General features: G+C 60.9%; 15 protein-coding genes and 4 tRNA genes. 14 read left to right on the top strand and 5 right to left on the bottom strand.

Annotated elements, in window-relative coordinates; genetic code table 11:
• Positions 1-611: 611 nt before the first annotated feature.
• Positions 612-2,003: an aldehyde dehydrogenase family protein gene (locus NTD89_RS25745; RefSeq protein WP_262210391.1), complete on the bottom strand. Its 1,392-nt coding sequence runs from the start codon at positions 2,001-2,003 to the stop codon at positions 612-614.
• Positions 2,004-2,105: 102 nt separating this feature from the next.
• Between NTD89_RS25745 and ptrR the strand changes: the two genes are divergently transcribed.
• The gene (gene ptrR, locus NTD89_RS25740) at positions 2,106-2,978 is read left to right on the top strand and encodes a putrescine utilization regulator PtrR (protein ID WP_262210390.1); all 873 of its coding nucleotides are present in this window, start codon (positions 2,106-2,108) and stop codon (positions 2,976-2,978) included.
• A gap of 109 nt (positions 2,979-3,087) precedes the next feature.
• On the opposite strand, the gene NTD89_RS25735 is transcribed toward ptrR, so the two are convergent.
• Positions 3,088-3,297, bottom strand: coding sequence for a hypothetical protein (locus NTD89_RS25735; protein WP_078738148.1), 210 nt, complete (start codon positions 3,295-3,297; stop codon positions 3,088-3,090).
• A gap of 314 nt (positions 3,298-3,611) precedes the next feature.
• Entirely contained in the window at positions 3,612-4,808 is a 1,197-nt protein-coding gene (locus NTD89_RS25730; RefSeq protein WP_262210388.1) for an amino acid aminotransferase, read from the bottom strand.
• 343 nt (positions 4,809-5,151) lie between these two features.
• Between NTD89_RS25730 and uvrB the strand changes: the two genes are divergently transcribed.
• From uvrB to NTD89_RS25700, 6 genes are all read left to right on the top strand, one after another.
• The gene (uvrB, locus tag NTD89_RS25725; RefSeq protein ID WP_106576669.1) at positions 5,152-7,167 is read left to right on the top strand and encodes an excinuclease ABC subunit UvrB; all 2,016 of its coding nucleotides are present in this window, start codon (positions 5,152-5,154) and stop codon (positions 7,165-7,167) included.
• 185 nt (positions 7,168-7,352) lie between these two features.
• Positions 7,353-8,834: a glutamate--tRNA ligase gene (gene gltX / locus NTD89_RS25720; protein WP_262210387.1), complete on the top strand. Its 1,482-nt coding sequence runs from the start codon at positions 7,353-7,355 to the stop codon at positions 8,832-8,834.
• Positions 8,835-8,981: 147 nt separating this feature from the next.
• A tRNA-Ala gene (locus NTD89_RS25715) sits at positions 8,982-9,057 on the top strand.
• Between the two features lie 78 nt (positions 9,058-9,135).
• Positions 9,136-9,211 (top strand) — tRNA-Glu (locus NTD89_RS25710).
• 50 nt (positions 9,212-9,261) lie between these two features.
• Positions 9,262-9,337 (top strand) — tRNA-Ala (locus tag NTD89_RS25705).
• A 79-nt stretch (positions 9,338-9,416) separates the two neighbouring features.
• A tRNA-Glu gene (locus NTD89_RS25700) sits at positions 9,417-9,492 on the top strand.
• A 160-nt stretch (positions 9,493-9,652) separates the two neighbouring features.
• On the opposite strand, the gene NTD89_RS25695 is transcribed toward NTD89_RS25700, so the two are convergent.
• Entirely contained in the window at positions 9,653-9,949 is a 297-nt protein-coding gene (locus NTD89_RS25695; RefSeq protein WP_262210385.1) for a hypothetical protein, read from the bottom strand.
• A 270-nt stretch (positions 9,950-10,219) separates the two neighbouring features.
• Here NTD89_RS25695 and NTD89_RS25690 point away from each other — a divergent pair, with 270 nt between their 5' ends.
• The 7 genes from NTD89_RS25690 to NTD89_RS25660 all read left to right on the top strand — a co-directional run bounded on the left by NTD89_RS25690 (position 10,220) and on the right by NTD89_RS25660 (position 16,884).
• A complete protein-coding gene (locus NTD89_RS25690; RefSeq protein WP_083357717.1) occupies positions 10,220-10,759 on the top strand; it encodes a TetR/AcrR family transcriptional regulator in 540 nt (179 codons plus the stop codon).
• Positions 10,760-10,774: 15 nt separating this feature from the next.
• Entirely contained in the window at positions 10,775-11,608 is an 834-nt protein-coding gene (locus NTD89_RS25685; RefSeq protein WP_262210382.1) for an alpha/beta hydrolase, read from the top strand.
• A gap of 38 nt (positions 11,609-11,646) precedes the next feature.
• Positions 11,647-12,081: an acyl-CoA thioesterase gene (locus NTD89_RS25680; RefSeq protein ID WP_106576673.1), complete on the top strand. Its 435-nt coding sequence runs from the start codon at positions 11,647-11,649 to the stop codon at positions 12,079-12,081.
• A gap of 55 nt (positions 12,082-12,136) precedes the next feature.
• Entirely contained in the window at positions 12,137-13,096 is a 960-nt protein-coding gene (locus NTD89_RS25675) for a tRNA dihydrouridine synthase (RefSeq protein ID WP_145166116.1), read from the top strand.
• A 364-nt stretch (positions 13,097-13,460) separates the two neighbouring features.
• Positions 13,461-14,456, top strand: a complete 996-nt coding sequence (locus NTD89_RS25670) for a hypothetical protein (RefSeq protein ID WP_262210381.1) — start codon at positions 13,461-13,463, stop codon at positions 14,454-14,456.
• Positions 14,457-14,545: 89 nt separating this feature from the next.
• Positions 14,546-15,496 carry a CsgG/HfaB family protein gene (locus tag NTD89_RS25665; protein ID WP_262210379.1) on the top strand — a complete coding sequence of 317 codons (951 nt, stop codon included), beginning with the start codon at positions 14,546-14,548 and terminating at the stop codon, positions 15,494-15,496.
• 104 nt (positions 15,497-15,600) lie between these two features.
• Complete coding sequence (locus tag NTD89_RS25660; RefSeq protein ID WP_262210377.1) at positions 15,601-16,884, top strand: hypothetical protein; 1,284 nt, start codon at positions 15,601-15,603, stop codon at positions 16,882-16,884.
• A 3-nt stretch (positions 16,885-16,887) separates the two neighbouring features.
• Here the strand turns inward: NTD89_RS25660 and NTD89_RS25655 are convergent, their stop codons facing one another.
• Positions 16,888-20,166, bottom strand: coding sequence for an EAL domain-containing protein (locus NTD89_RS25655; protein WP_262210375.1), 3,279 nt, complete (start codon positions 20,164-20,166; stop codon positions 16,888-16,890).
• Positions 20,167-20,187: the final 21 nt, after the last annotated feature.

The following is a 20,187-nucleotide window of genomic DNA, read 5'->3' as shown; positions in this document are numbered from 1 at the left end:
ACTGATCCACCGCTATCGCAGGCAAGCCAGCTCCCACAGTTGAAGGGTGTTGCCTGTTTTATTTGCGATCCAGCCACACGGTCTGTGCATTGCAGAATTCACGCACGGCCGCAAACACCGCAGATCAAAGGTGGGAGCTGGCTTGCCTGCGATTGCAGTGTGTCAGCCAAGCAGTTGTCACTGATCCACCGCTATCGCGGGCAAGCCCGCTCCCACAGTTGAAGGGTGTTGCCTGTTTTATTTGCGATCCAACCACACGGTTTGCACGTTGCAGAATTCACGCACGGCCACGAACACCGCAGATCAAAGGTGGGAGCTGGCTTGAGTGGGAGCGGGCTTGCTCGCGAATGCAGTCTGTCAGTCGACAAATTTGCCAACTGATACACCGCCTTCGCGAGCAAGCCCGCTCCCACAGTTAACGGTGTTGCCTGTTTTATTTGCGATCCAGCCACACGGTCTGTGCATTGCAGAATTCACCCACGGCCACAAACGCCGCAGATCAAAGGTGGGAGCTGGCTTGCCTGCGATTGCAGTGTGTCAGCCAAGGAGTTGTCACTGATCCACCGCTATCGCAGGCAAGCCCGCTCCCACAGTTGAAGGGTGTTGCCTGTTTATTTGCGATCCAGCCACACGGTCTGCGCATTGCAGAATTCACGCACGCCAAAGTGCGACAACTCCCGCCCAAACCCACTCTTTTTCACCCCGCCAAATGCCACCCGCGGGTCGGACACGCTGAACGAGTTGACGAATACTGCGCCAGTTTCCAGCTGGTTGGTGATATCCCGTGCCTTCACCGCGTCGGTGGTGAAGACGCTCGCCGTCAGGCCGAACTCGCTGTCGTTGGCCAGGGCCACGGCGTGGTCGGCATCGCGGGCGGTGATGATCGAGGCCACGGGGCCGAACAGTTCCTGTTTGAACGAGGTCATCTGGTCGGTGACGTCGGCCAGCACGGTCGGTTCGTAGTAGTTGCCGGCACCGGCCACTTTGTTGCCGCCCAGCAGCAGGATTGCGCCTTCTTCCAGCGTGGCCTGCACCTGGCCGTGCAGCTCGTCGCGCAGGTCGAAGCGGGCCATTGGGCCGACGTAAGTGCTGGTTTCGGTCGGGTCGCCCATCACCAAGGCGCGGCTGGCAGCGAGGAATTTGGCGGTAAAGGCTTGCACCACGCCTTCTTCGATGATCAGGCGCTTGGCGGCAGCGCAGACTTGGCCGCTGTTCTGGAAACGCCCGATCACCGCCGCCTGGACGGCGGCGTCGAGGTCGGCGTCGTTGAGCACGATGAACGGGTCGGAGCCGCCCAGTTCCAGCACGCATTTCTTCAGCGCGGCGCCGGCCTGGGAGCCGATGGCGGCGCCGGCGCGGACGCTGCCGGTGAGGGTGACCGCGGCGATGCGTGGGTCGGCGATGGCCTTGGACACGCCGTCGTTGGTCACGTTGACCACTTCAAACAGGCCATCGGCGAAACCGGCTTTTTGAAACGCCGCCTTCATCAGGTAGGCGCTGCCCATCACGTTGGGTGCATGTTTGAGCACGTAGGTGTTGCCGGCGAGCAGGGTCGGCACGGCGCCGCGCAGCACTTGCCAGACCGGGAAGTTCCACGGCATGACGGCGAGGATCGGGCCCAGTGGGCGGTATTCGATCTGGGCGCTGCCGTTGTCCACCAGCGTGGGTTCCGGGGCGAGCATGGCCGGGCCGTGGGCGGCATACCATTGGCTGAGTTGCGCGCATTTTTCGATTTCGGCGCGGGCCTGGGCGATGGGTTTGCCCATTTCCAGGGTGATCATCTGCGCCATGTCTTCGGCCTGGTCACGCAAGGCACCGGCCAGGGCCAGTAGCAATTCGGCGCGCTGGCTCACCGGTTGACGGCGCCAGCTGCGGAAGGCATCCGTGGCGCGGTTAAGCGCCGCGTCCAACTGCGCCTCGGTTTCGTAAGGGTAGCTGCCGACTGTTTCGCCAGTGGCGGGGTTGATCGACAAGGCGTGAGTCTGGTGAGAGATAGCGTTCATGGCACCGTCCGGCTGAATGAGTGGATGGGTTCAGCCTACGGGGCTGCATGTTTTCTGTAAACTGAATAATATTAAGCAATACATTCACGATTGGAGAATGATTTGGACCTGGTGCAGCTGGAAATCTTCAAGGCCGTTGCCGAGCAAGGCAGCATCAGCGCCGCCGCGCAGTTGATTCATCGCGTGCCGTCGAACCTGACCACGCGCATCAAGCAACTGGAGCAGGACTTGGGCGTGGAGTTGTTTATCCGTGAGAAGAGTCGCCTGCGCCTGTCGCCGGCCGGATGGAATTTCCTCGGCTACACGCGGCGCATTCTTGATCTGGTGCAAGAAGCCCGCGCCACGGTGGCGGGAGAGGAGCCCCAGGGCGCGTTTGCGCTGGGTTCGCTGGAGAGCACGGCGGCGGTGCGCATCCCGGCGTTGCTCGCGGCGTATAACCAGAAACACGCCAAGGTCGAGCTGGACCTGAGCACCGGGCCGTCCGGCACGATGATCGAGGGCGTGTTGTCGGGGCGCCTGGCGGCCGCGTTTGTCGACGGGCCGGTGCTGCATGCCACGCTGGAAGGCGTGCCGGTGTTTGAGGAGGAGATGGTGGTCATTGCGTCGCTGCACCATGCGCCGATCACGCGCGGGCAGGATGTGGCGGGGGAGAGCATCTATACGTTTCGCTCGAACTGCTCGTATCGCCATCACTTCGAGCGCTGGTTTTCACAGGATGGCGCGGTGCCGGGCAAGATCTTTGAAATGGAGTCTTATCACGGCATGCTCGCCTGCGTCAGTGCCGGGGCCGGCCTGGCACTGATGCCGCGCAGCATGCTGGAGAGCATGCCGGGGTTTACGGCGGTGAGTGTGTGGCCGCTGAGCGACGCGTTCCGCCTCCTCAATACCTGGCTGATCTGGCGCCGGGGCACGGTGTCGCAGAGTTTGAACAGTTTTGTGAAGCTGCTGGAGGAACGTGGTCTGGTAGCCACTTAGATCAAATGTGGGAGCTGGCTTGCCTGCGATAGCGGTGTATCAGCCAAGGCCGTGCAGGCTGGACTGACGTCATCGCAGGCCAGCCGGCTCCCACCTGTTCATCGTGTTTTCAACCGCCAAATTGCAGGGTGCCCATGGCGAGTTTTGCCATGATGGCCGTGGCGCCCAGTTGTACCAACCAAAGGGCCAGGCCACCGAGGAACACACCCAGTGCCACTTGCAGCACCAGGCTTTTCTGGCGCTTGGCTTGCGGGGCGCGCGGGGTGAAGTCATGCAGTTCGTCGCGGTCGGCGCGCAGGTCCAGGTCGTCGTTTCTCATAGGGCTCTCACAGCAAAGGGGCAGTTGGGGTTCAGTCTAGGGCTGGTCGCGGCAGGCAGCGAGGTTTTCTTCCTGTGGCGAGCGGGCTTGCCCCGCGTTGGGGGGGCGTCGCGGCCCCTTGTTCAGGCATCGGGTTCTTTCAGTAAGTTCACGGGGGGGCTTTATGGGGCTGCTTTGCAGCCCAACGCGGGGCAAGCCCGCTCGCCACGGGAGGCCTGCGGGCCACAGGAGGCCTGTTTGCCACGGGAGGCGCGTTGGCTACAAAAAAGGGGAAGCCATTGAATGGCTTCCCCTTTGTCGCAACCGTTGCAGGTTTACAGCACCTGAACAATCGCCTGGGTCACTGCACCAATGTTCGACTGGTTCAGCGCCGCTACGCAGATGCGGCCAGTGTCGAGCGCGTAGATGCCAAACTCGGTACGCAGGCGGGTGACTTGCTCCACGGTCAGGCCGGAGTAGGAGAACATCCCACGCTGGCGGCCGACGAAGCTGAAGTCGTGACCCGGGGCAGCCTTGGCCAGTTCAGCCACCATCTGCTCACGCATGCCACGGATGCGCAGGCGCATTTCGGCCAGTTCCGCTTCCCACTGGGCGCGCAGCTCAGGGTTGTTCAGCACCGCCGCCACAATCGCCGCGCCATGGGTCGGCGGGTTGGAGTAGTTGGTGCGGATCACGCGTTTGACCTGGGACAGGATGCGCGCGCTTTCTTCCTTGGATTCGCTGACGATCGACAACGCACCCACGCGTTCGCCGTACAGCGAGAACGATTTGGAGAACGAGCTGGACACAAAGAAGGTCAGGCCCGACTCAGCGAACAGGCGCACGGCGGCGGCATCTTCGTGAATGCCATCGCCAAAGCCCTGGTAGGCCATGTCGAGGAACGGCACGAGGTTTTTCGCCTTGATCACGTCCAGCACGTTTTGCCAGTCGGCCGGGCTCAGGTCGACGCCGGTCGGGTTGTGGCAGCAGGCGTGCAGCACCACGATGGACTGTGGCGGCAGGGCGTTGAGGTCTTCGAGCAGGCCGGCGCGGTTGACGTCGTGGGTGGCGGCGTCGTAATAGCGGTAGGTTTGCACCGGGAAGCCGGCTTTTTCGAACAGCGCCTGGTGGTTTTCCCAGCTAGGGTCGCTGATGGCAACCACGGCGTTGGGCAGCAGTTGCTTGAGGAAGTCTGCGCCGATTTTCAGCGCGCCGGTGCCGCCGACGGCTTGCGCGGTGATCACACGGCCAGCGCTCAGCAGCGGCGAGTCGGCGCCGAACAGCAGCTTTTGCACGGCCTGGTCGTAGGCAACGATACCGTCGATCGGCAAGTAGCCACGGGCGGCGTGTTGCGCCACGCGAATGGCTTCCGCTTCGGCAACGGCACGCAAGAGTGGAATCTTCCCCTCCTCGTTGCAGTAAACGCCCACGCCAAGGTTGACCTTGGTGGTTCGTGTGTCGGCGTTGAATGCTTCGTTGAGGCCCAGGATTGGATCGCGTGGTGCCATTTCGACAGCGGAGAACAGGCTCATTTTTGCGGCAGCTCTATGGGGGAATGGAGGGACGTGTCGCGCTCCAGCCGAATGCACTAGAGCGGTGCACAAACGGGGAGCTAGTATAGAGGCCATCCAGGCTCAGGGCGACAACCGAAACGGCTTTTCGGCCAAGTTTTTCGGTTTATTTGCCGACCGTTAGTCTTATTGCAACATGGGGCGGCGACGGCAGGTAGGACGATTGCCTTGAAACCCGTCACATTCGCCTCCACTTCTACAGCTATCATGGTTTTTTCCTGCAACCTGCGTTGACTATTCGCGGGTTGCTGAGCTTTTTCGTCCCTGGCGGTTTCGAGTCTGGGGTGACTTCACGAGGTACGTTATGTCGGATTTCCAGCTCGTCACCCGCTTTGAACCCGCCGGCGATCAACCCGAAGCCATTCGCCTGATGGTTGAAGGCATTGAAGCCGGCCTGGCGCACCAGACGCTGCTTGGGGTGACCGGTTCAGGCAAGACCTTCAGCATTGCCAATGTGATTGCGCAGACCAATCGCCCGACCCTGGTGCTGGCGCCGAACAAAACCCTGGCCGCCCAGCTGTATGGCGAGTTCAAGGCGTTTTTCCCGAACAATGCGGTGGAGTACTTCGTTTCCTACTACGACTACTACCAGCCCGAAGCCTACGTGCCATCCTCTGACACCTTCATCGAGAAGGACGCGTCGATCAACGACCATATCGAGCAGATGCGGTTGTCGGCGACCAAGGCGCTGCTGGAACGCAAAGACGCGATTATCGTCACCACGGTGTCGTGCATCTACGGCCTGGGCAGCCCGGAAACCTATTTGAAGATGGTGCTGCACGTTGATCGCGGCGACAAACTCGACCAGCGCGAGCTGCTGCGGCGCCTGACGAGCTTGCAGTACACCCGCAATGACATGGATTTCGCCCGCGCCACCTTCCGTGTGCGCGGCGATGTGATCGACATCTACCCGGCCGAATCCGACCTCGAAGCCATCCGCATCGAGCTGTTCGACGACGAAGTCGAGAGCCTGTCGGCCTTCGACCCGTTGACCGGTGAGGTGATACGCAAGCTGCCGCGCTTCACCTTCTACCCGAAAAGCCACTACGTAACGCCGCGCGAAACGCTGATGGGCGCCATCGAAGGCATCAAGGCCGAATTGGCGGAGCGCCTGGATTACCTGCGCGCCAACAACAAGCTGGTGGAAGCCCAGCGCCTGGAGCAGCGCACGCGGTTCGACCTGGAAATGATCCTGGAGCTGGGTTACTGCAACGGCATCGAAAACTACTCGCGCTACCTCTCGGGTCGCGAATCCGGGCAGGCGCCGCCCACCTTGTTCGATTACCTGCCGGACGACGCCCTGCTGGTGATCGACGAATCCCACGTCAGCGTGCCGCAGGTGGGGGCGATGTACAAAGGTGACCGCTCGCGTAAGGAAACCCTGGTGGAATACGGTTTTCGCCTGCCGTCGGCACTGGATAACCGGCCGATGCGTTTCGACGAGTTTGAAAGTATCAGCCCGCAGACGATTTTCGTCTCGGCCACACCGGGTAACTACGAAGCCGAACATGCGGGCCGCGTGATTGAGCAACTGGTGCGCCCGACCGGTCTTGTGGACCCGCAAATCGAAATCCGTCCGGCGCTGACCCAGGTCGATGACTTGCTCTCGGAAATCACCAAGCGCGTGGCCCTGGAGGAGCGGGTGCTGGTCACCACGCTGACCAAGCGCATGTCCGAAGACTTGACCGATTACCTGGCCGACCACGGCGTGCGCGTGCGCTATTTGCACTCGGACATCGACACCGTGGAGCGCGTCGAGATTATCCGCGACCTGCGCCTGGGCACCTTTGATGTGCTGGTGGGCATCAACCTGTTGCGTGAAGGGTTGGACATGCCAGAGGTGTCGCTGGTGGCGATTCTGGACGCCGACAAGGAAGGCTTCCTGCGCTCCGAGCGCTCGCTGATCCAGACCATCGGCCGGGCGGCGCGTAACCTCAATGGCCGGGCGATTCTGTATGCGGACCGTATCACCGGCTCCATGGAGCGCGCGATTGGCGAGACCGAACGCCGCCGTGACAAGCAGATCGCCTTCAACCTGGAGAATGGCATCATCCCCAAAGGCGTGTTCAAGGACGTCGCCGACATCATGGAAGGCGCCACTGTGCCGGGCTCGCGCAGCAAGAAGCGCAAAGGCATGGCCAAGGCCGCTGAAGAAAGCGCCAAGTACGAGAATGAATTGCGCTCGCCGAGTGAGATCACCAAGCGTATCCGGCAGTTGGAAGAGAAGATGTACCAGCTGGCGCGCGACCTTGAGTTTGAAGCGGCGGCGCAGATGCGCGATGAGATCGGCAAGTTGCGCGAGCGGTTGTTGGCTGTTTGATTTGCGGTGAATGAGCGGGCGTCATCGGGGGCAAGCCCCCTCCCACATTTGACGGCGTTCACACGCCAAAGTGTGGGAGGGGCTTGCCCCCGATGGCCGCGCCTCGGTTTTCCAGAAATCCCCCAGGCTGTTACCATTCGCCCCTTGTTTCAATTTTCAGTTATATCGCCCATTCGAGACCTGCCATGACCACCGTCCGCACGCGCATTGCGCCATCGCCTACTGGGGATCCCCACGTCGGCACTGCTTACATCGCCCTGTTCAACTACTGCTTTGCCAAGCAGCACGGCGGTGAATTCATCCTGCGGATCGAAGACACCGATCAACTGCGTTCGACCCGTGAGTCGGAACAGCAGATTTTCGATGCCTTGCGCTGGTTGGGCATCACCTGGGCCGAAGGCCCGGACGTCGGTGGCCCGCACGGCCCGTATCGCCAGAGCGAGCGCAGCGAGATCTACAAGCAGTACACCCAGCAATTGGTCGACATGGGCCATGCGTTCCCGTGCTTCTGCACCGCCGAAGAGCTGGACCAGATGCGTGCCGAGCAACAGGCCCGTGGCGAAACCCCGCGTTACGACGGCCGTGCGCTGCTTCTATCCAAAGAAGAAGTGGCCCAGCGCCTGGCTGCCGGTGAGCCTCACGTGATTCGCATGAAAGTGCCGAGCGAAGGCGTGTGCGTGGTGCCGGACATGCTGCGCGGTGACGTCGAGATTCCGTGGGACCGCATGGACATGCAGGTGCTGATGAAGACCGACGGCCTGCCGACGTACTTCCTGGCCAACGTGGTCGACGACCACCTGATGGGCATCACCCACGTGCTGCGCGGCGAAGAATGGCTGCCGTCGGCGCCCAAACTGATCCTGCTCTACGAATACTTCGGCTGGGAACAGCCGCAGTTGTGCTACATGCCGCTGCTGCGTAACCCGGACAAGAGCAAGCTGTCCAAGCGCAAGAACCCGACCTCGGTGACGTTCTACGAGCGCATGGGCTTCATGCCCGAAGCGATGCTCAACTACCTGGGCCGCATGGGCTGGTCGATGCCGGACGAGCGTGAGAAGTTCTCGCTGCAGGAAATGGTCGATAACTTCGACTTGTCGCGCGTATCCCTGGGCGGGCCGATTTTCGATATCGAGAAGCTGTCATGGCTCAACGGCCAGTGGCTGCGCGACCTGCCGGTAGAAGAGTTCGCCAGCCGCGTGCAGCAGTGGGCGTTGAACCCCGAGTACATGATGAAGATCGCGCCGTTGGTGCAGGGCAGGGTGGAGACGTTCAGCCAGGTGGCTCCGTTGGCCAGCTTCTTCTTTGCCGGTGGCGTAAACCCGGATGCCAAGCTGTTTGAGTCCAAGAAGCTCTCGGGTGATCAGGTTCGCCAACTGATGCAGTTGATCCTGTGGAAGCTCGAAAGCCTGCGTCAGTGGGAGAAGGATGCAATCACCGCGACGATTCAGGCGGTGGTCGAGTCCCTTGAGCTGAAACTGCGCGATGCCATGCCACTGATGTTTGCCGCGATCACCGGGCAGGCCAGTTCGGTGTCGGTACTGGATGCGATGGAAATTCTCGGCCCGGACCTGACGCGTTTCCGTCTGCGCCAAGCCCTTGATTTGCTTGGTGGTGTGTCGAAGAAAGAAAACAAAGAGTGGGAAAAGCTGCTGGGCGCTATCGCTTAAGTCGGCTGTTGTAACGACGAAACCCCGGTTTTCCGGGGTTTCGTCGGTAAGTGATTGTTATCCCGGCAAAAAATTTTGGAAATAGTTGAAAATAAATTTGACACGTTTCCAAACCGCCATTAAGATTCGCCCCGTCCTCACCGATGAGGGGCTATAGCTCAGCTGGGAGAGCGCTTGCATGGCATGCAAGAGGTCAACGGTTCGATCCCGTTTAGCTCCACCAATTTACAGATTCAAGGTCTGGCCACACCGTCCTTGAATTGATCAGTTCTCAGCGCTGATCAGATGTACAGAAGGTTTTGTCCCCTTCGTCTAGTGGCCTAGGACACCGCCCTTTCACGGCGGTAACAGGGGTTCGAGTCCCCTAGGGGACGCCAGTTTCAACAAGCAGCTCGAAAGGTCTGCTGCGCCGCGAGGCGAAAAATCAGGGGCTATAGCTCAGCTGGGAGAGCGCTTGCATGGCATGCAAGAGGTCAACGGTTCGATCCCGTTTAGCTCCACCAATTTACAGGTTCAAGGTCTGGCCACACCGTCCTTGAATCGATCAGCTCTCAGCGCTGGTCAGTTGTATAGAAGGTTTGTGTCCCCTTCGTCTAGTGGCCTAGGACACCGCCCTTTCACGGCGGTAACAGGGGTTCGAGTCCCCTAGGGGACGCCACGATTACCCGCTCTGCGGGATTTTTAAGGGTCATTCAATTATTGAATGGCCCTTTTGTTTGTCTGGCGTTTGGGTTTTTCCCGCGGCCGTTTACGGCATCCTGCGTACCCCATTGGCGGTGCGCAGGGATTCGTTGATGCGCGCCAGTTCCTTTTGCCGATCAACCTGCGGACCTCTGTTCTGGGCGTCCCCCCAGTGCGACGTTGCACATTTCGACGCGAATGCCGGGCAAGCGTGAAATCGCAAGCCGTGTGTTTGGAAAGCGCAGCAGGATGTCCTCCATGAACTGCCTGAACAGCACGCAGCATTGCCGGCACGGTGAGTTGTTGAGGCTCACCACGATCTCCTGATACCCCGCATCGAACACCCAGTCATTGGCGCACAGGGCCTCCGGGAAGTTGGCCTCGGCATGCCCGTCGGCGTCGTTGAAGAATTTGCCGAACGGCTGGTTGCCCACGCCTTCGCCTTCAACCTTTGAAGTTGGCGGTGTATTCGTTGGCGAACACGTAGGGGGGGGGCTTCTCCGGCTACCCACGCACAGTTCTGGTTTTGCTGCCGCCAGGCCATGACGTTCTCTGCGATGTGCAGTTCATTGCATTGAGAAGGCCTGGGGCGGGCGGTTTATTCCTTTGATGTGATCTGTGCTGCTCGGACGAGCGGTCACGCGGGTGGCTTGCGAAATATTATTATGGTAATAATATTCAACCCATGAGAGACGGAGGCAACGATGAGCGATAAAAAAGCGCAAACCCGCGAACGCATTTTGCAGGCTGCCAGCGCGGCGTTGATCCAGCGCGGCCCGGCCGAACCGAGTGTCGGCGAAGTCATGGGCGCGGCGGGGCTTACGGTCGGCGGCTTCTACGCGCACTTTGAAAGCAAGGACGCGTTGATGCTGGAGGCCTTCACCCAGTTGCTCGCCCGGCGGCGCGCGTCGATTGACGACATGGACGCGCAACTCACCGGTGAGGAGCGCAGAGGCCTGGTGGCGGCGTTTTATCTGTCGCGCAAGCACCGTGACTCCACGGACCAGGCCTGCCCGATACCCGCCACTGTGGGCGAGATGAGCCGCTTGCCGGATGAGTTTCGCCAGGCACTCAACGAGCATACGGAGCTGATGGCCGCGCAATTGGCTGCCAGCCCGGAGGACACCGACAAAGCCCTGGCGGATATGGCCTTGATGATTGGCGGCCTGGCTTTGGCTCGCGCGCTCGGGCCGGGCGAGTTGTCGGACCGCGTGTTGCGCGCGGCCAAATCGGCGGTGCGCTGAAAAAGGAGTCGCCTGATGGGCGCATTAACCTGGATTCGAGGCTTCAATGGCACCGTCGGCCGCGTGGCGCCGCACCTGGTGGCCAGCAAGTTGCGTCGTACCTTCATGACGCCACGCAACCTGCCGCCGCGCGACTGGGAGTTGCCGCTGCTGGCGCAATCGGAGCGCATCACCTTGCGTTTCGGCCTGTCGGCGTTGCGTTGGGGCCAGGGCCCCGCCGTGCTGCTGATGCACGGCTGGGAAGGGCGCCCCACGCAGTTCGCCAGCCTGATCACGGCGTTGGTGGATAACGGCTATTCGGTGATTGCCCTCGACGGTCCGGCCCATGGCCGTTCACCGGGGCGCGAGGCGCATGTGCTGCTGTTCGCCCGCGCCATGCTCGAAGCTGCCGCCGAGTTGCCGCCGTTGCACGCGGTGGTGGGGCATTCCATGGGCGGTGCCAGCGCGATGCTGGCGGTGCAGCTGGGCCTGCGTACCGAGGCGCTGGTGAGCATTGCGGCGCCTTCGCGCTTTCTCGACGTGCTGCGCGGTTTCGCCGGCATGCTCGGGTTGCCGCCACGGGCGCGCTCGGCGTTTATCCAGGAAGTTGAATTGACCTTCGGCATGCCGCTCAAACACCTGGACGTGGCTCACTACCAGCTCAATATTCCCGGTTTGATCGTGCACGCCGAAGACGACACCTTTGTCCCGGTCAAAGCCTCGCAAGCCATTCACGAGGCCTGGTTCGACAGCCGCTTGTTGCGCCTGGAACAGGGCGGGCACCAGAAAGTGCTGGCCGATCCGCGGGTGATCGAGGGTGTGCTTGCCCTGTTGGCCGGCCGCCGTCTACAGGCGCGGCAAACGGCCTGATACACTGCCCCGCCGACATCAATCGACTGGAGCAAGGCATGGGCTGGGACTTGGCAACGCCATTCATCATCGATCTGCAGGTTGGCGCTGAAGACATCGACGGCCTCGGGCACGCCAACAATGCGGTGTATGTGTCGTGGCTGGAGCGTTGCGCCTGGCGCCATTCCCAGCGCCTGGGGCTGGACCTTACCGAATACCGCCGGCTCGACCGCGCCATGGCCGTGGTGCGCCATGAGATCGACTACCTGGCGGCCGGCTACGAAGGTGATGAGCTGCAGCTGGCGACCTGGATCGTCGACTGGGACCAGCGCCTGAAGATGACCCGCCGTTTCCAGCTGGTCCGTCCTCGCGACGGCGCAACCTTGCTGCGCGCGCACACCACGTTTGTCTGCATCGAACTCTCCACGGGCAAGCCCAAGCGTATGCCGGCCGAATTTCTCGACGGCTACGGTCCTGCGCTGACAGGGGGTTAACGTTTCTTGCAGGAAACCCAGTAAACTGCGCCACGATTTTTGTTGAGTGTTTTCCATGCAAATTGCTTTGGCGCCCATGGAGGGGTTGGTCGACAACATCCTGCGCGATGTGCTGACCCGCGTGGGCGGTATTGACTGGTGCGTGACCGAGTTCATCCGCGTCAACGACCGCCTGCTGACCCCCGCCTACTTCCACAAGCTCGCCCCGGAACTGCTGCACGGTGCCCACACCGCGGCGGGCGTGCCGTTGCGTGTGCAATTGCTGGGTTCCGACCCGGTGTGCCTGGCCGAAAACGCCGCCCTGGCGTGCGAGCTGGGTTCCCAGGTGATTGACCTGAACTTCGGCTGCCCGGCCAAGACGGTCAATAAGTCGCGCGGCGGCGCCGTGCTGCTCAAGGAGCCGGAGCTGCTCAATCAGATTGTTGAACATGTGCGCCGTGCCGTGCCCGCGCATATCCCCGTGACCGCCAAGATGCGCCTTGGCTTCGACAGCCCGGACGGTGCGCTGGTGTGCGCTACGGCGCTGGCTGAAGGCGGCGCGGCGCATATCGTGGTGCATGCGCGTACCAAGACCGACGGCTACAAGCCGCCGGCCCACTGGGAGTGGATCCCGCGGGTGCAGGACGTGGTCAAGGTGCCGGTGTTCGCCAATGGGGATATCTGGAGCGTCGAAGACTGGAAGCGTTGCCGTGAAATCAGCGGCGTTGAAGACATCATGCTTGGTCGCGGCCTGGTGGCACGGCCTGACCTGGCGCGCCAAATTGTGGCAGCCAAGGCGGGCGAAGAGGTGGTGGAAATGACCTGGGCGCAGATGCAGCCGATGCTTCAGGCGTTCTGGACCCAATCAGTGGCGCAGCTGACTGAAAAGCAGGCGCCTGGCCGGTTGAAGCAATGGCTGGCGATGCTGACGCGCAATTATCCCGAAGCAGTGGTGCTGTTTACCGCCTTGCGGCGCGAGACGGATTTGAAGCACGTCAGCCACCTGCTGGGCATGCAACACCCCATTGCAGCCTGATTGTTCACGTTCACTAAAACAGGGTGCCATTGGCGCCCTTTTTTCGTTTGTGGGCTAGCACAAAAGAGTGGCGAACAGGCGGTTTAATCTTGTCGATGAGTTGCATGCCCGCAGTGTATTAACGGGTGTGACGATTTTTTAGCGCCAAGAGCGGCTTGCCTCGCGGTTTGTCGCGATAGTTCATGCGGCAAAGTCTGATAGCGCGCATTGGTTTCCTTATATGAGCTGCGATTGGCGGAACTCGATAGCCTAACTTTCCACGAAAGTAAGGACTGTGAAGCAACGTGGTTGTTTTCAGCTATTAACACTCTCACTTCTCTGGTCCGCTGATACGGCCAGGCTCTGTTGAATAAGGAATTGCTAAATGTCGCTGTCGGTTAATAATCCATCGTTCATGAAAGTTAACGCGTCTGTCCTTGATCGAAACAGTATTTCATCCGCTAAGTTTGCTGAAACGACAGAGGTGCAGGTTTCCGGTGCGCGTGTTGCCAATACGCCGCTGAGTACTGATAACTCCCGGTTCTCGCCCAACGAACTGATGATTCCGGGTGCTGCGCTCACGCGGTTATTTGACATGCTCGAGCAGGTTTTCAAGGCTATACGCGAAATGGTCGCCGGAAAGGATTTAACGCCCGCGCTGCTGTCCGGCCCGGGCGTTGTGCCAGACGCCAAGCCTGAGGCGCGCACGGTGCCGGTGAATTCCGAGGTCGCCAAGCAGCCGAGTTCGCCGGATGTGGGCAACTTGCCGGCGAAACCGCAGGTACCGGAGCCGCAAGCGAAGCTGCAGCTGATGGACGCTGCGGTGGTAGTGCCTACTGCACTCAAAGCGCCAGCTGCGCTGCCACATCTGCCCGCGCCCGAGCCGGCGATTACCGTGACGAATGACGGTAAGACCAACGTACACGTCAATGTGAACGCCGGTCATTGCCATTGCACGGATGCGCAGGCGGTTGTGAACAACGTCCCACGACTGAAGCGTGTGCTGGATCTGTCGCCATTGCCTGAAACCGGCCCGCAACCGGGGATCAAGCCGGGTGTGACACCGGACGTGAAGGCTGACATCACGCCAGAACACACCCCTGAGGTACCCGGCACCGTCACGCCTGAGGTCGAGTCGGATACCAAGCCTGGCGTGCCGCCTGCGCCAAAGACCGAGATCAAGCCAGGCCACACACATGCGGTGCCAGGCATCGTCACGCCGGTGGTTAAGCCAGAGCCAACGCCCTCCGTGGTGCCGGACATCGCTCCAAAGCCCTTGCCTGATACGCCGGCTCCGGACTTAACCAGCCCAGGCCCGGTTGAAGATTATTTTGATCCAAGAAACTGGCGGTTAAATACCAAGCCAATGTTCAAGGCCTGATAGTCCCACACTTGGTTTAACTTCTTGAAGCGTGCAGGCGCCTCTGTGGCTATAAGTTGCGAAGAGGCGCCTGCTCAATGGGGGGGAATATGTCTAACTGTTTAATTAATAATATTGCGCGTGTCATCGATGTCAGGCAGGTGATCAATAGTGATTTAACAAGTGCCAATCATGCAGCGGATGTTCACTTGAACGTGATTGAAAGAAAGACTGCTGCGACTGTTTGTCGGCCATCTATCAACGGTTCGGCGCGTCGGGTGCGCGGCGATAATGAACGCGATGCGGTGCAGTCGTTTGCGGTGCTGTTGAGTTCTTTATTGACTCAGATACTGAGGGCGTTGTCGGCCACCAAAGATAAGTTAGTCCCCGTTATACCCACGCCACCGGTCAATCCGTCGGTAGTGCACGAGCCGGTCACTCCCAGGCCCAATTCCGAAGCCGCGCTCGCGTGCCTTTCAAACAAGCGCGGCGGTGCGAAGCCGGACAACATCTGGAGTGGGTTTCGCCAAGGCCCCGATGGCAACTGCGTGACGGTGTCGGCGATCAAGGCGGCGATGCACCGATTTGGTCAAAGCCCCACGGATATCTACCAACAAGTCACGCGCCTCAGCGGCGGTTATCGAGTGGTGATGCGCGATGACTTTCAGCTCACGCTGACTGACCGTGAATTGGCCGAAGGTGCGCGAGGCGCCAGGTTCAGAGGGCAGGACAAGGGCATGCTCAAGGATGCGCAATTTCTGTTTGCGGTCAGTGCCAAGCGCGCACAGATGGAAAACAACGATTACACGGCGGGCAGAAGTTATCAGGCGGCGATTCGCAGCCTGAACAACGGTGAGGATGAGCGTGGGCCGGGGGAGGGGTTCATGCGGCTGGGGCTGCGCAAGCACATGAAAACGGTCTCTGTGCGGGAACTCGCCCGTGGGCAATTGGGCATGTGCAATCGCACCGGGCATTCGGTGGCGGTGATCAACGGCCGCGAAGAGTTGTGGGGGCGCAGGGGCGCCACGCCTGCCCGCGGTCAGGCGATAGCGCTTTTCTAGGGGGCGACCACAGGCGATGCGGGCGGCTCAACCCATCGCAACGCCGCCCCGCCCCGATTGTGTTTTGCAGGTTATTGCTTCGGTAAGTCTCAGGAAATCAGTGAATGAATATCACAGCAAGTAATGGCCCAGGCTCGCCGGCCAACGGGTACGACGACGCGGCTTCGGTGTTTTCGTCAAAACGTGCGGGGGAAAAACCTGCGCATATCATCCGTGCATTCAATGCGGCGCGGGGGGAGTTTGGCGAGCACTTTGACACCAGCACCCACGCAGCCGTCATCAAACTGATGATGACAACCTTCGGGCAGCACCCGGCTGGCATGTTCAATGCGCTGACTGCCACGGGCGATGGCTATCACATCACCATGAAGGACGAGTTCAAGGTTCAGTTGTCTCGCCAGGAGTTGGCGCAGGCGACGCAGGCTTCGAGGTTCAGCGGCGACGATAGCGGGGCAGTCAAGGATGCCAACTTTGTGTTCGCGGCGTTCGTAAAGCGCAAGCAACTGACCGGCAATTACCCGACGTTTGAAGCCGCGCTGGCAACAACACTGGAGGGCGAGACCGTCCAGCGATGTTTGCAGGGCTTGGGCCTGTTCGGCGTGTGCCAGTACGTGCCGTCAAGTGCCATGCAGGCAAAGGGCGCGGTAGGGGTCATGGAGACTCACAACTTTGGCTCGGCGCTGGTGATGGACGGCGTAAGCCATTATTACGACGAGCGGCGCCAGACCAGGCAGGGTTACGGGTACGTGTTGTTCGACGACAAGCCGGCGGTACCCGACAACGCCCGGCAGGTGTCCGATGTCGTGTCCGGCATGACGCCCGAACAGATCTGGGGTGGTTTTTATCAGGGCGTGGAAGGCAATTGCGTCACGGTGTCGGCGATCAAGGCGGCGATCATCCGGTTCTGGCAGGACCCCCAGGGGATCTATAAGCGCATCCAAGTCACCCCCGACGGTTTTGAGGTGGTCATGAGGGACTCCTTCACGCTGACGGTGACCCATGATGAGCTGCGCCAGGCCATCGTCGCGTCAAACTTCCACGGCAGCAATACGCAGTTGATCAACTACGCCAACTTCTTGTACGCGGTCAGTGCCAAGCGCGCGCACCTGGAGAATAACGACATGCGCGCCGGGCAGAGTTATGCAACGGCCCTGCACACCCTCAACGACGGCGAGCACCCGGGGGAGGCGCTTCGGCGGCTTGGGTTGTACGCCTATATACGTGAAAGCACGGTTGAAGAGCTGGCCCGGGGCGCGGTCGGCACGCTGGCAGACACCGGCCACTCGGTCGCGGTCATCAATGGCGCGCTGGATTTCTATGGGCGAAAGCAGGACCTGGCGTCATCGCGATGGATGAACGGCGGGTTTCGCGCATTGAAGCTGGTGTAAGGGTCACACCAATAGCTTCCTGAACGCCTCGATGGGCAGAGGCCGGCTGTGTAAATACCCCTGGAACAAATGGCAGCCCAGCTTTTGCAGGAATGCCAGTTGTTCCGGGGTTTCCACGCCCTCGGCGATCACTTCCAGGTTCAAGCTGCGCGCCATGGCGACGATGGCGCGGATGATTTCGGCATCGTTGGGGTCGTGGGTGGCGTCGCGCACAAAGGACTGATCGATCTTCAACGCATCCACCGGCAGGCGCTTGAGGTAGGTCAGCGACGAATAGCCGGTGCCGAAGTCATCCATGGCAAAACTTACGCCGAGTTTTTTCAGGCGGCGCATCTTGGCCACGGTGTCATCCAGGTTCTGAATCACGATGCCTTCGGTAATTTCCAGTTTCAGCAAGCTATACGGCAGGTGATGCTGCTTGAGGCAGCGTTCCACCCGCTCCACGAAGTCGTTCTGGCGAAACTGGCGCGGGCTTATATTCACGCACAGGCTGAAATTCAACGGGTCCACCAGGCCATCGGCGATCAATTGGGCAAAGGCGCCGCAGGCTTCATCAAGAATCCAGGTGCCGACTTCCAGGATCAGGCCGCTGTCTTCCAGCACTTTGATAAATTCGGTGGGTGACTGCGCTCCCAGTTGCGGGTGCTGCCAGCGCACCAGTGCTTCGGCACCGATGATGCGGTTGCCGCGCGCATCCACTTGAGGCTGGTAATGCACGCTGAACTCACCGCGTGACAGCGCCAGACGCAGGTCGGTCTCCATGCGCAGGCGTTCACTGGCGGTTTTCTGCATGCTGTTATGAAACATCTGCGTGGTGTTGCGTCCTGAATCCTTGGCCCGATACAGCGCAATGTCGGCACGCTTGAGCAGGTCTGCGGGTGTCGAGCCGTGGTCGGGGATCAGCGCCACGCCAATGCTCGGCGTGACCTGCAGGCGATGGCCGTCGAGGAACATCGGTTCCGAGAGCAATTCGCGCAGGGTGTCTGCCAGTTCCTGTACCTGAGCGCTGACTTCCACGCGTGTACCTTCCAGGCCGCTGAGCAGCACCACGAACTCATCGCCGCCCAGGCGCGCCACCGTATCTTCCATGCGCACGCTGGCTTCGAGGCGTGCGGTGACGATTTTCAGCACGGTGTCGCCCACCGGGTGGCCGAGGGAATCGTTGATGTGCTTGAAATGATCGAGGTCGAGAAACAGCAGGGCGCCCCGCAGGTTATGGCGTTTGAGCAGGGCGATCTGCTGGCTCAGGCGGTCCATCAGCAACGCACGATTGGGCAGGTTGGTCAGCGGGTCGTGATAGGCCAGGTGACGGATCTGCGCCTGGGCGTTTTTCAGCAGGCTCACGTCCCGCGCCGTCAGCAGCAGGCACGGCGTTTCATTGAGGGTGATCGGTTCGACCGATACCTCCACGGCCAACAATTCGCCACGTTTGTTGTGCCAAAGCATTTCCAGGTGATGAATTCGGCCCTTGATCTGCAGTTCGGCCAGCAGCGCCGCACGCTGATTCTCATCAGCCCAGATGCCGATCTGATACAGCGTCAGGCCGATGGCCTCCTCGGCGCGGTAGCCGGTGAGGCGGCAGAAGCCGTCATTGACCTCCACATAACGGCCGGTGTCACGTTCGGTGATGGAGATGGCGTCGGGGCTTGAATGGAAGGCCTTGGCGAATTTTTCTTCGCTGGCCTTAAGGGCGGCCTCGGAGCGTTGTTGCTGGGTGATATCGCGCAGGGTCGTGACGATGCAGGGTTGGTCGCCCACCTTGATCAAGCGGCTGGAAATCACGCAGGTCAGGCTTTGGCCATTTTTGTGATGCACCCCAATGGCGACATTGTTTAATGACTGCTCGCGAATCACCCGCTCGATACGTTGCAGGCGCTTGCTCGAGTCATCCCACAGCCCGATCTGGTCGGCGCTTTTGTCGAGCACCTCGGCGGCGGTCCAGCCAAAGGTCTGCGTAAACGCGGGGTTGATTTCGATAAAGGCACCACTGTCCAGGTAGGTCACGCAGATCGGGTCGGGGCTGGCCTGGAACAGGCTGGCGAACTTTTCTTCGGAGGCGGTGATGCGCTGCTCGCGTTCCACCTGGTCAGTGATATCCAGCAAGGTGCCGGCCATGCGCAACGGTTTACCCGATTCGTCGCGATACAGCCGCGCGCGGCTTTCCAGGTAACGAGCGCTGCCGTCCTCCATCTGGACGCGGTAGGTCAATTGGTAGTTGCCGCCCGGGCCTTCGCGCAGGCTGCGATAGGCGTTGCGCATGCCCTCGCGCTCTTCATCGGACATGCCTTCAAAAAACGCATCGAAAGGTTCGTGAAACGGCAACGCCTCCAGGCCGTGCAGTTGCGCCGCGCGGGCCGAGCCATAGAGCATGCCGCTGGGGATATGCCAGTCCCAGGTGCCCAGCTGTGCCGAATCCAGGGCCAGGTCGAGACGCTCCTGGCTGTCCTTGAGCGCCTGCTCGGCGTTTTTGCGTTCGGTGGTGTCGACAAACGTGCTGATCAGGTAGGCCTCACCCTCCAGCTCGACTTTTTGTGCGCTCAAGGTGCCGTCGTGGATCTGGCCGTTGCTGGCGCAGAACTGCACTTCCATGCTGATGGGTTCGCCCTTGCGTTGGGTGGCCCTGACCAGCAGGGCGCGCTGTTGCGGGTCACGCCACAGGCCCAGGTCCAGCGTGGTGCGGCCGATGGCCTGGGCCACGGGCCAGCCGAAGAGCATCTCGAAATACTGGTTGGCTTCGCTGATCAGGCCGTCGGCCTGGCGGGTCAGCAGGACCATATTGGGGCACAGATGAAACAGCGTGGCGAAGCGTTTTTCCGAGTGGATAAGGGCGTGCTCGCGCTCGCGCTGGCGAGTGGTTTCGCGAATCACGCCGATCATGCGGCGCCGGCCGGTCTTGTCCGGTGCCAGGCTGCCGTTGATTTCCAGCCAGTGATGGCTGCCATCCGGCCACTGGATGTGGTGGTGCATGGCCTGCTCAAACGGCTCGCCCGCCAGCACGGCGTGAAAGGCCCGCACCACGCGCGCGCGGTCCGACGGCGCGAGCAGATCCAGGTAATCCAGGTCTTTGGGCAGCGGCTGGCGCGGATCGTAGCCGAACAGCGCCTGGGTACCGCGTGACCAACTGATCCTGCCGGTGTCGATTTCCCAGCACCACGCGCCCAGGCGGGCAGCATTGAGGGCTGCCAGCAACTGCGGGGCGCTGTCCCAGCTTCGTTCCGCCTCTTGAGGGTCCAGGGCGTAAATGCGGGGCAGGGGTGGCACGGAATCGACGGGGTTGCGCATTATCAAAGGGCCTTGGCTCAA

The organism is Pseudomonas sp. 14P_5.3_Bac1 (assembly GCF_025466135.1).
GTDB lineage: Bacteria > Pseudomonadota > Gammaproteobacteria > Pseudomonadales > Pseudomonadaceae > Aquipseudomonas.
Note: the sequence above shows the minus strand (reverse complement) of the source record. Positions and strands in the feature narration are given on the sequence as shown.

Excerpts from the sequence above, each read along its gene's own strand:
- NTD89_RS25655 (WP_262210375.1), bottom strand. The coding sequence starts at position 20,166 with ATGCGCAACCCCGTCGATTCCGTGCCACCCCTGCCCCGCATTTACGCC.
- NTD89_RS25735 (WP_078738148.1), bottom strand. The coding sequence starts at position 3,297 with ATGAGAAACGACGACCTGGACCTGCGCGCCGACCGCGACGAACTGCAT.
- NTD89_RS25730 (WP_262210388.1), bottom strand. The coding sequence starts at position 4,808 with ATGAGCCTGTTCTCCGCTGTCGAAATGGCACCACGCGATCCAATCCTG.
- NTD89_RS25665 (WP_262210379.1), top strand. The coding sequence starts at position 14,546 with ATGTCTAACTGTTTAATTAATAATATTGCGCGTGTCATCGATGTCAGG.
- NTD89_RS25675 (WP_145166116.1), top strand. The coding sequence starts at position 12,137 with ATGCAAATTGCTTTGGCGCCCATGGAGGGGTTGGTCGACAACATCCTG.
- NTD89_RS25690 (WP_083357717.1), top strand. The coding sequence starts at position 10,220 with ATGAGCGATAAAAAAGCGCAAACCCGCGAACGCATTTTGCAGGCTGCC.
- NTD89_RS25670 (WP_262210381.1), top strand. The coding sequence starts at position 13,461 with ATGTCGCTGTCGGTTAATAATCCATCGTTCATGAAAGTTAACGCGTCT.
- gltX (WP_262210387.1), top strand. The coding sequence starts at position 7,353 with ATGACCACCGTCCGCACGCGCATTGCGCCATCGCCTACTGGGGATCCC.
- NTD89_RS25660 (WP_262210377.1), top strand. The coding sequence starts at position 15,601 with ATGAATATCACAGCAAGTAATGGCCCAGGCTCGCCGGCCAACGGGTAC.
- uvrB (WP_106576669.1), top strand. The coding sequence starts at position 5,152 with ATGTCGGATTTCCAGCTCGTCACCCGCTTTGAACCCGCCGGCGATCAA.
- NTD89_RS25685 (WP_262210382.1), top strand. The coding sequence starts at position 10,775 with ATGGGCGCATTAACCTGGATTCGAGGCTTCAATGGCACCGTCGGCCGC.
- NTD89_RS25745 (WP_262210391.1), bottom strand. The coding sequence starts at position 2,003 with ATGAACGCTATCTCTCACCAGACTCACGCCTTGTCGATCAACCCCGCC.
- NTD89_RS25680 (WP_106576673.1), top strand. The coding sequence starts at position 11,647 with ATGGGCTGGGACTTGGCAACGCCATTCATCATCGATCTGCAGGTTGGC.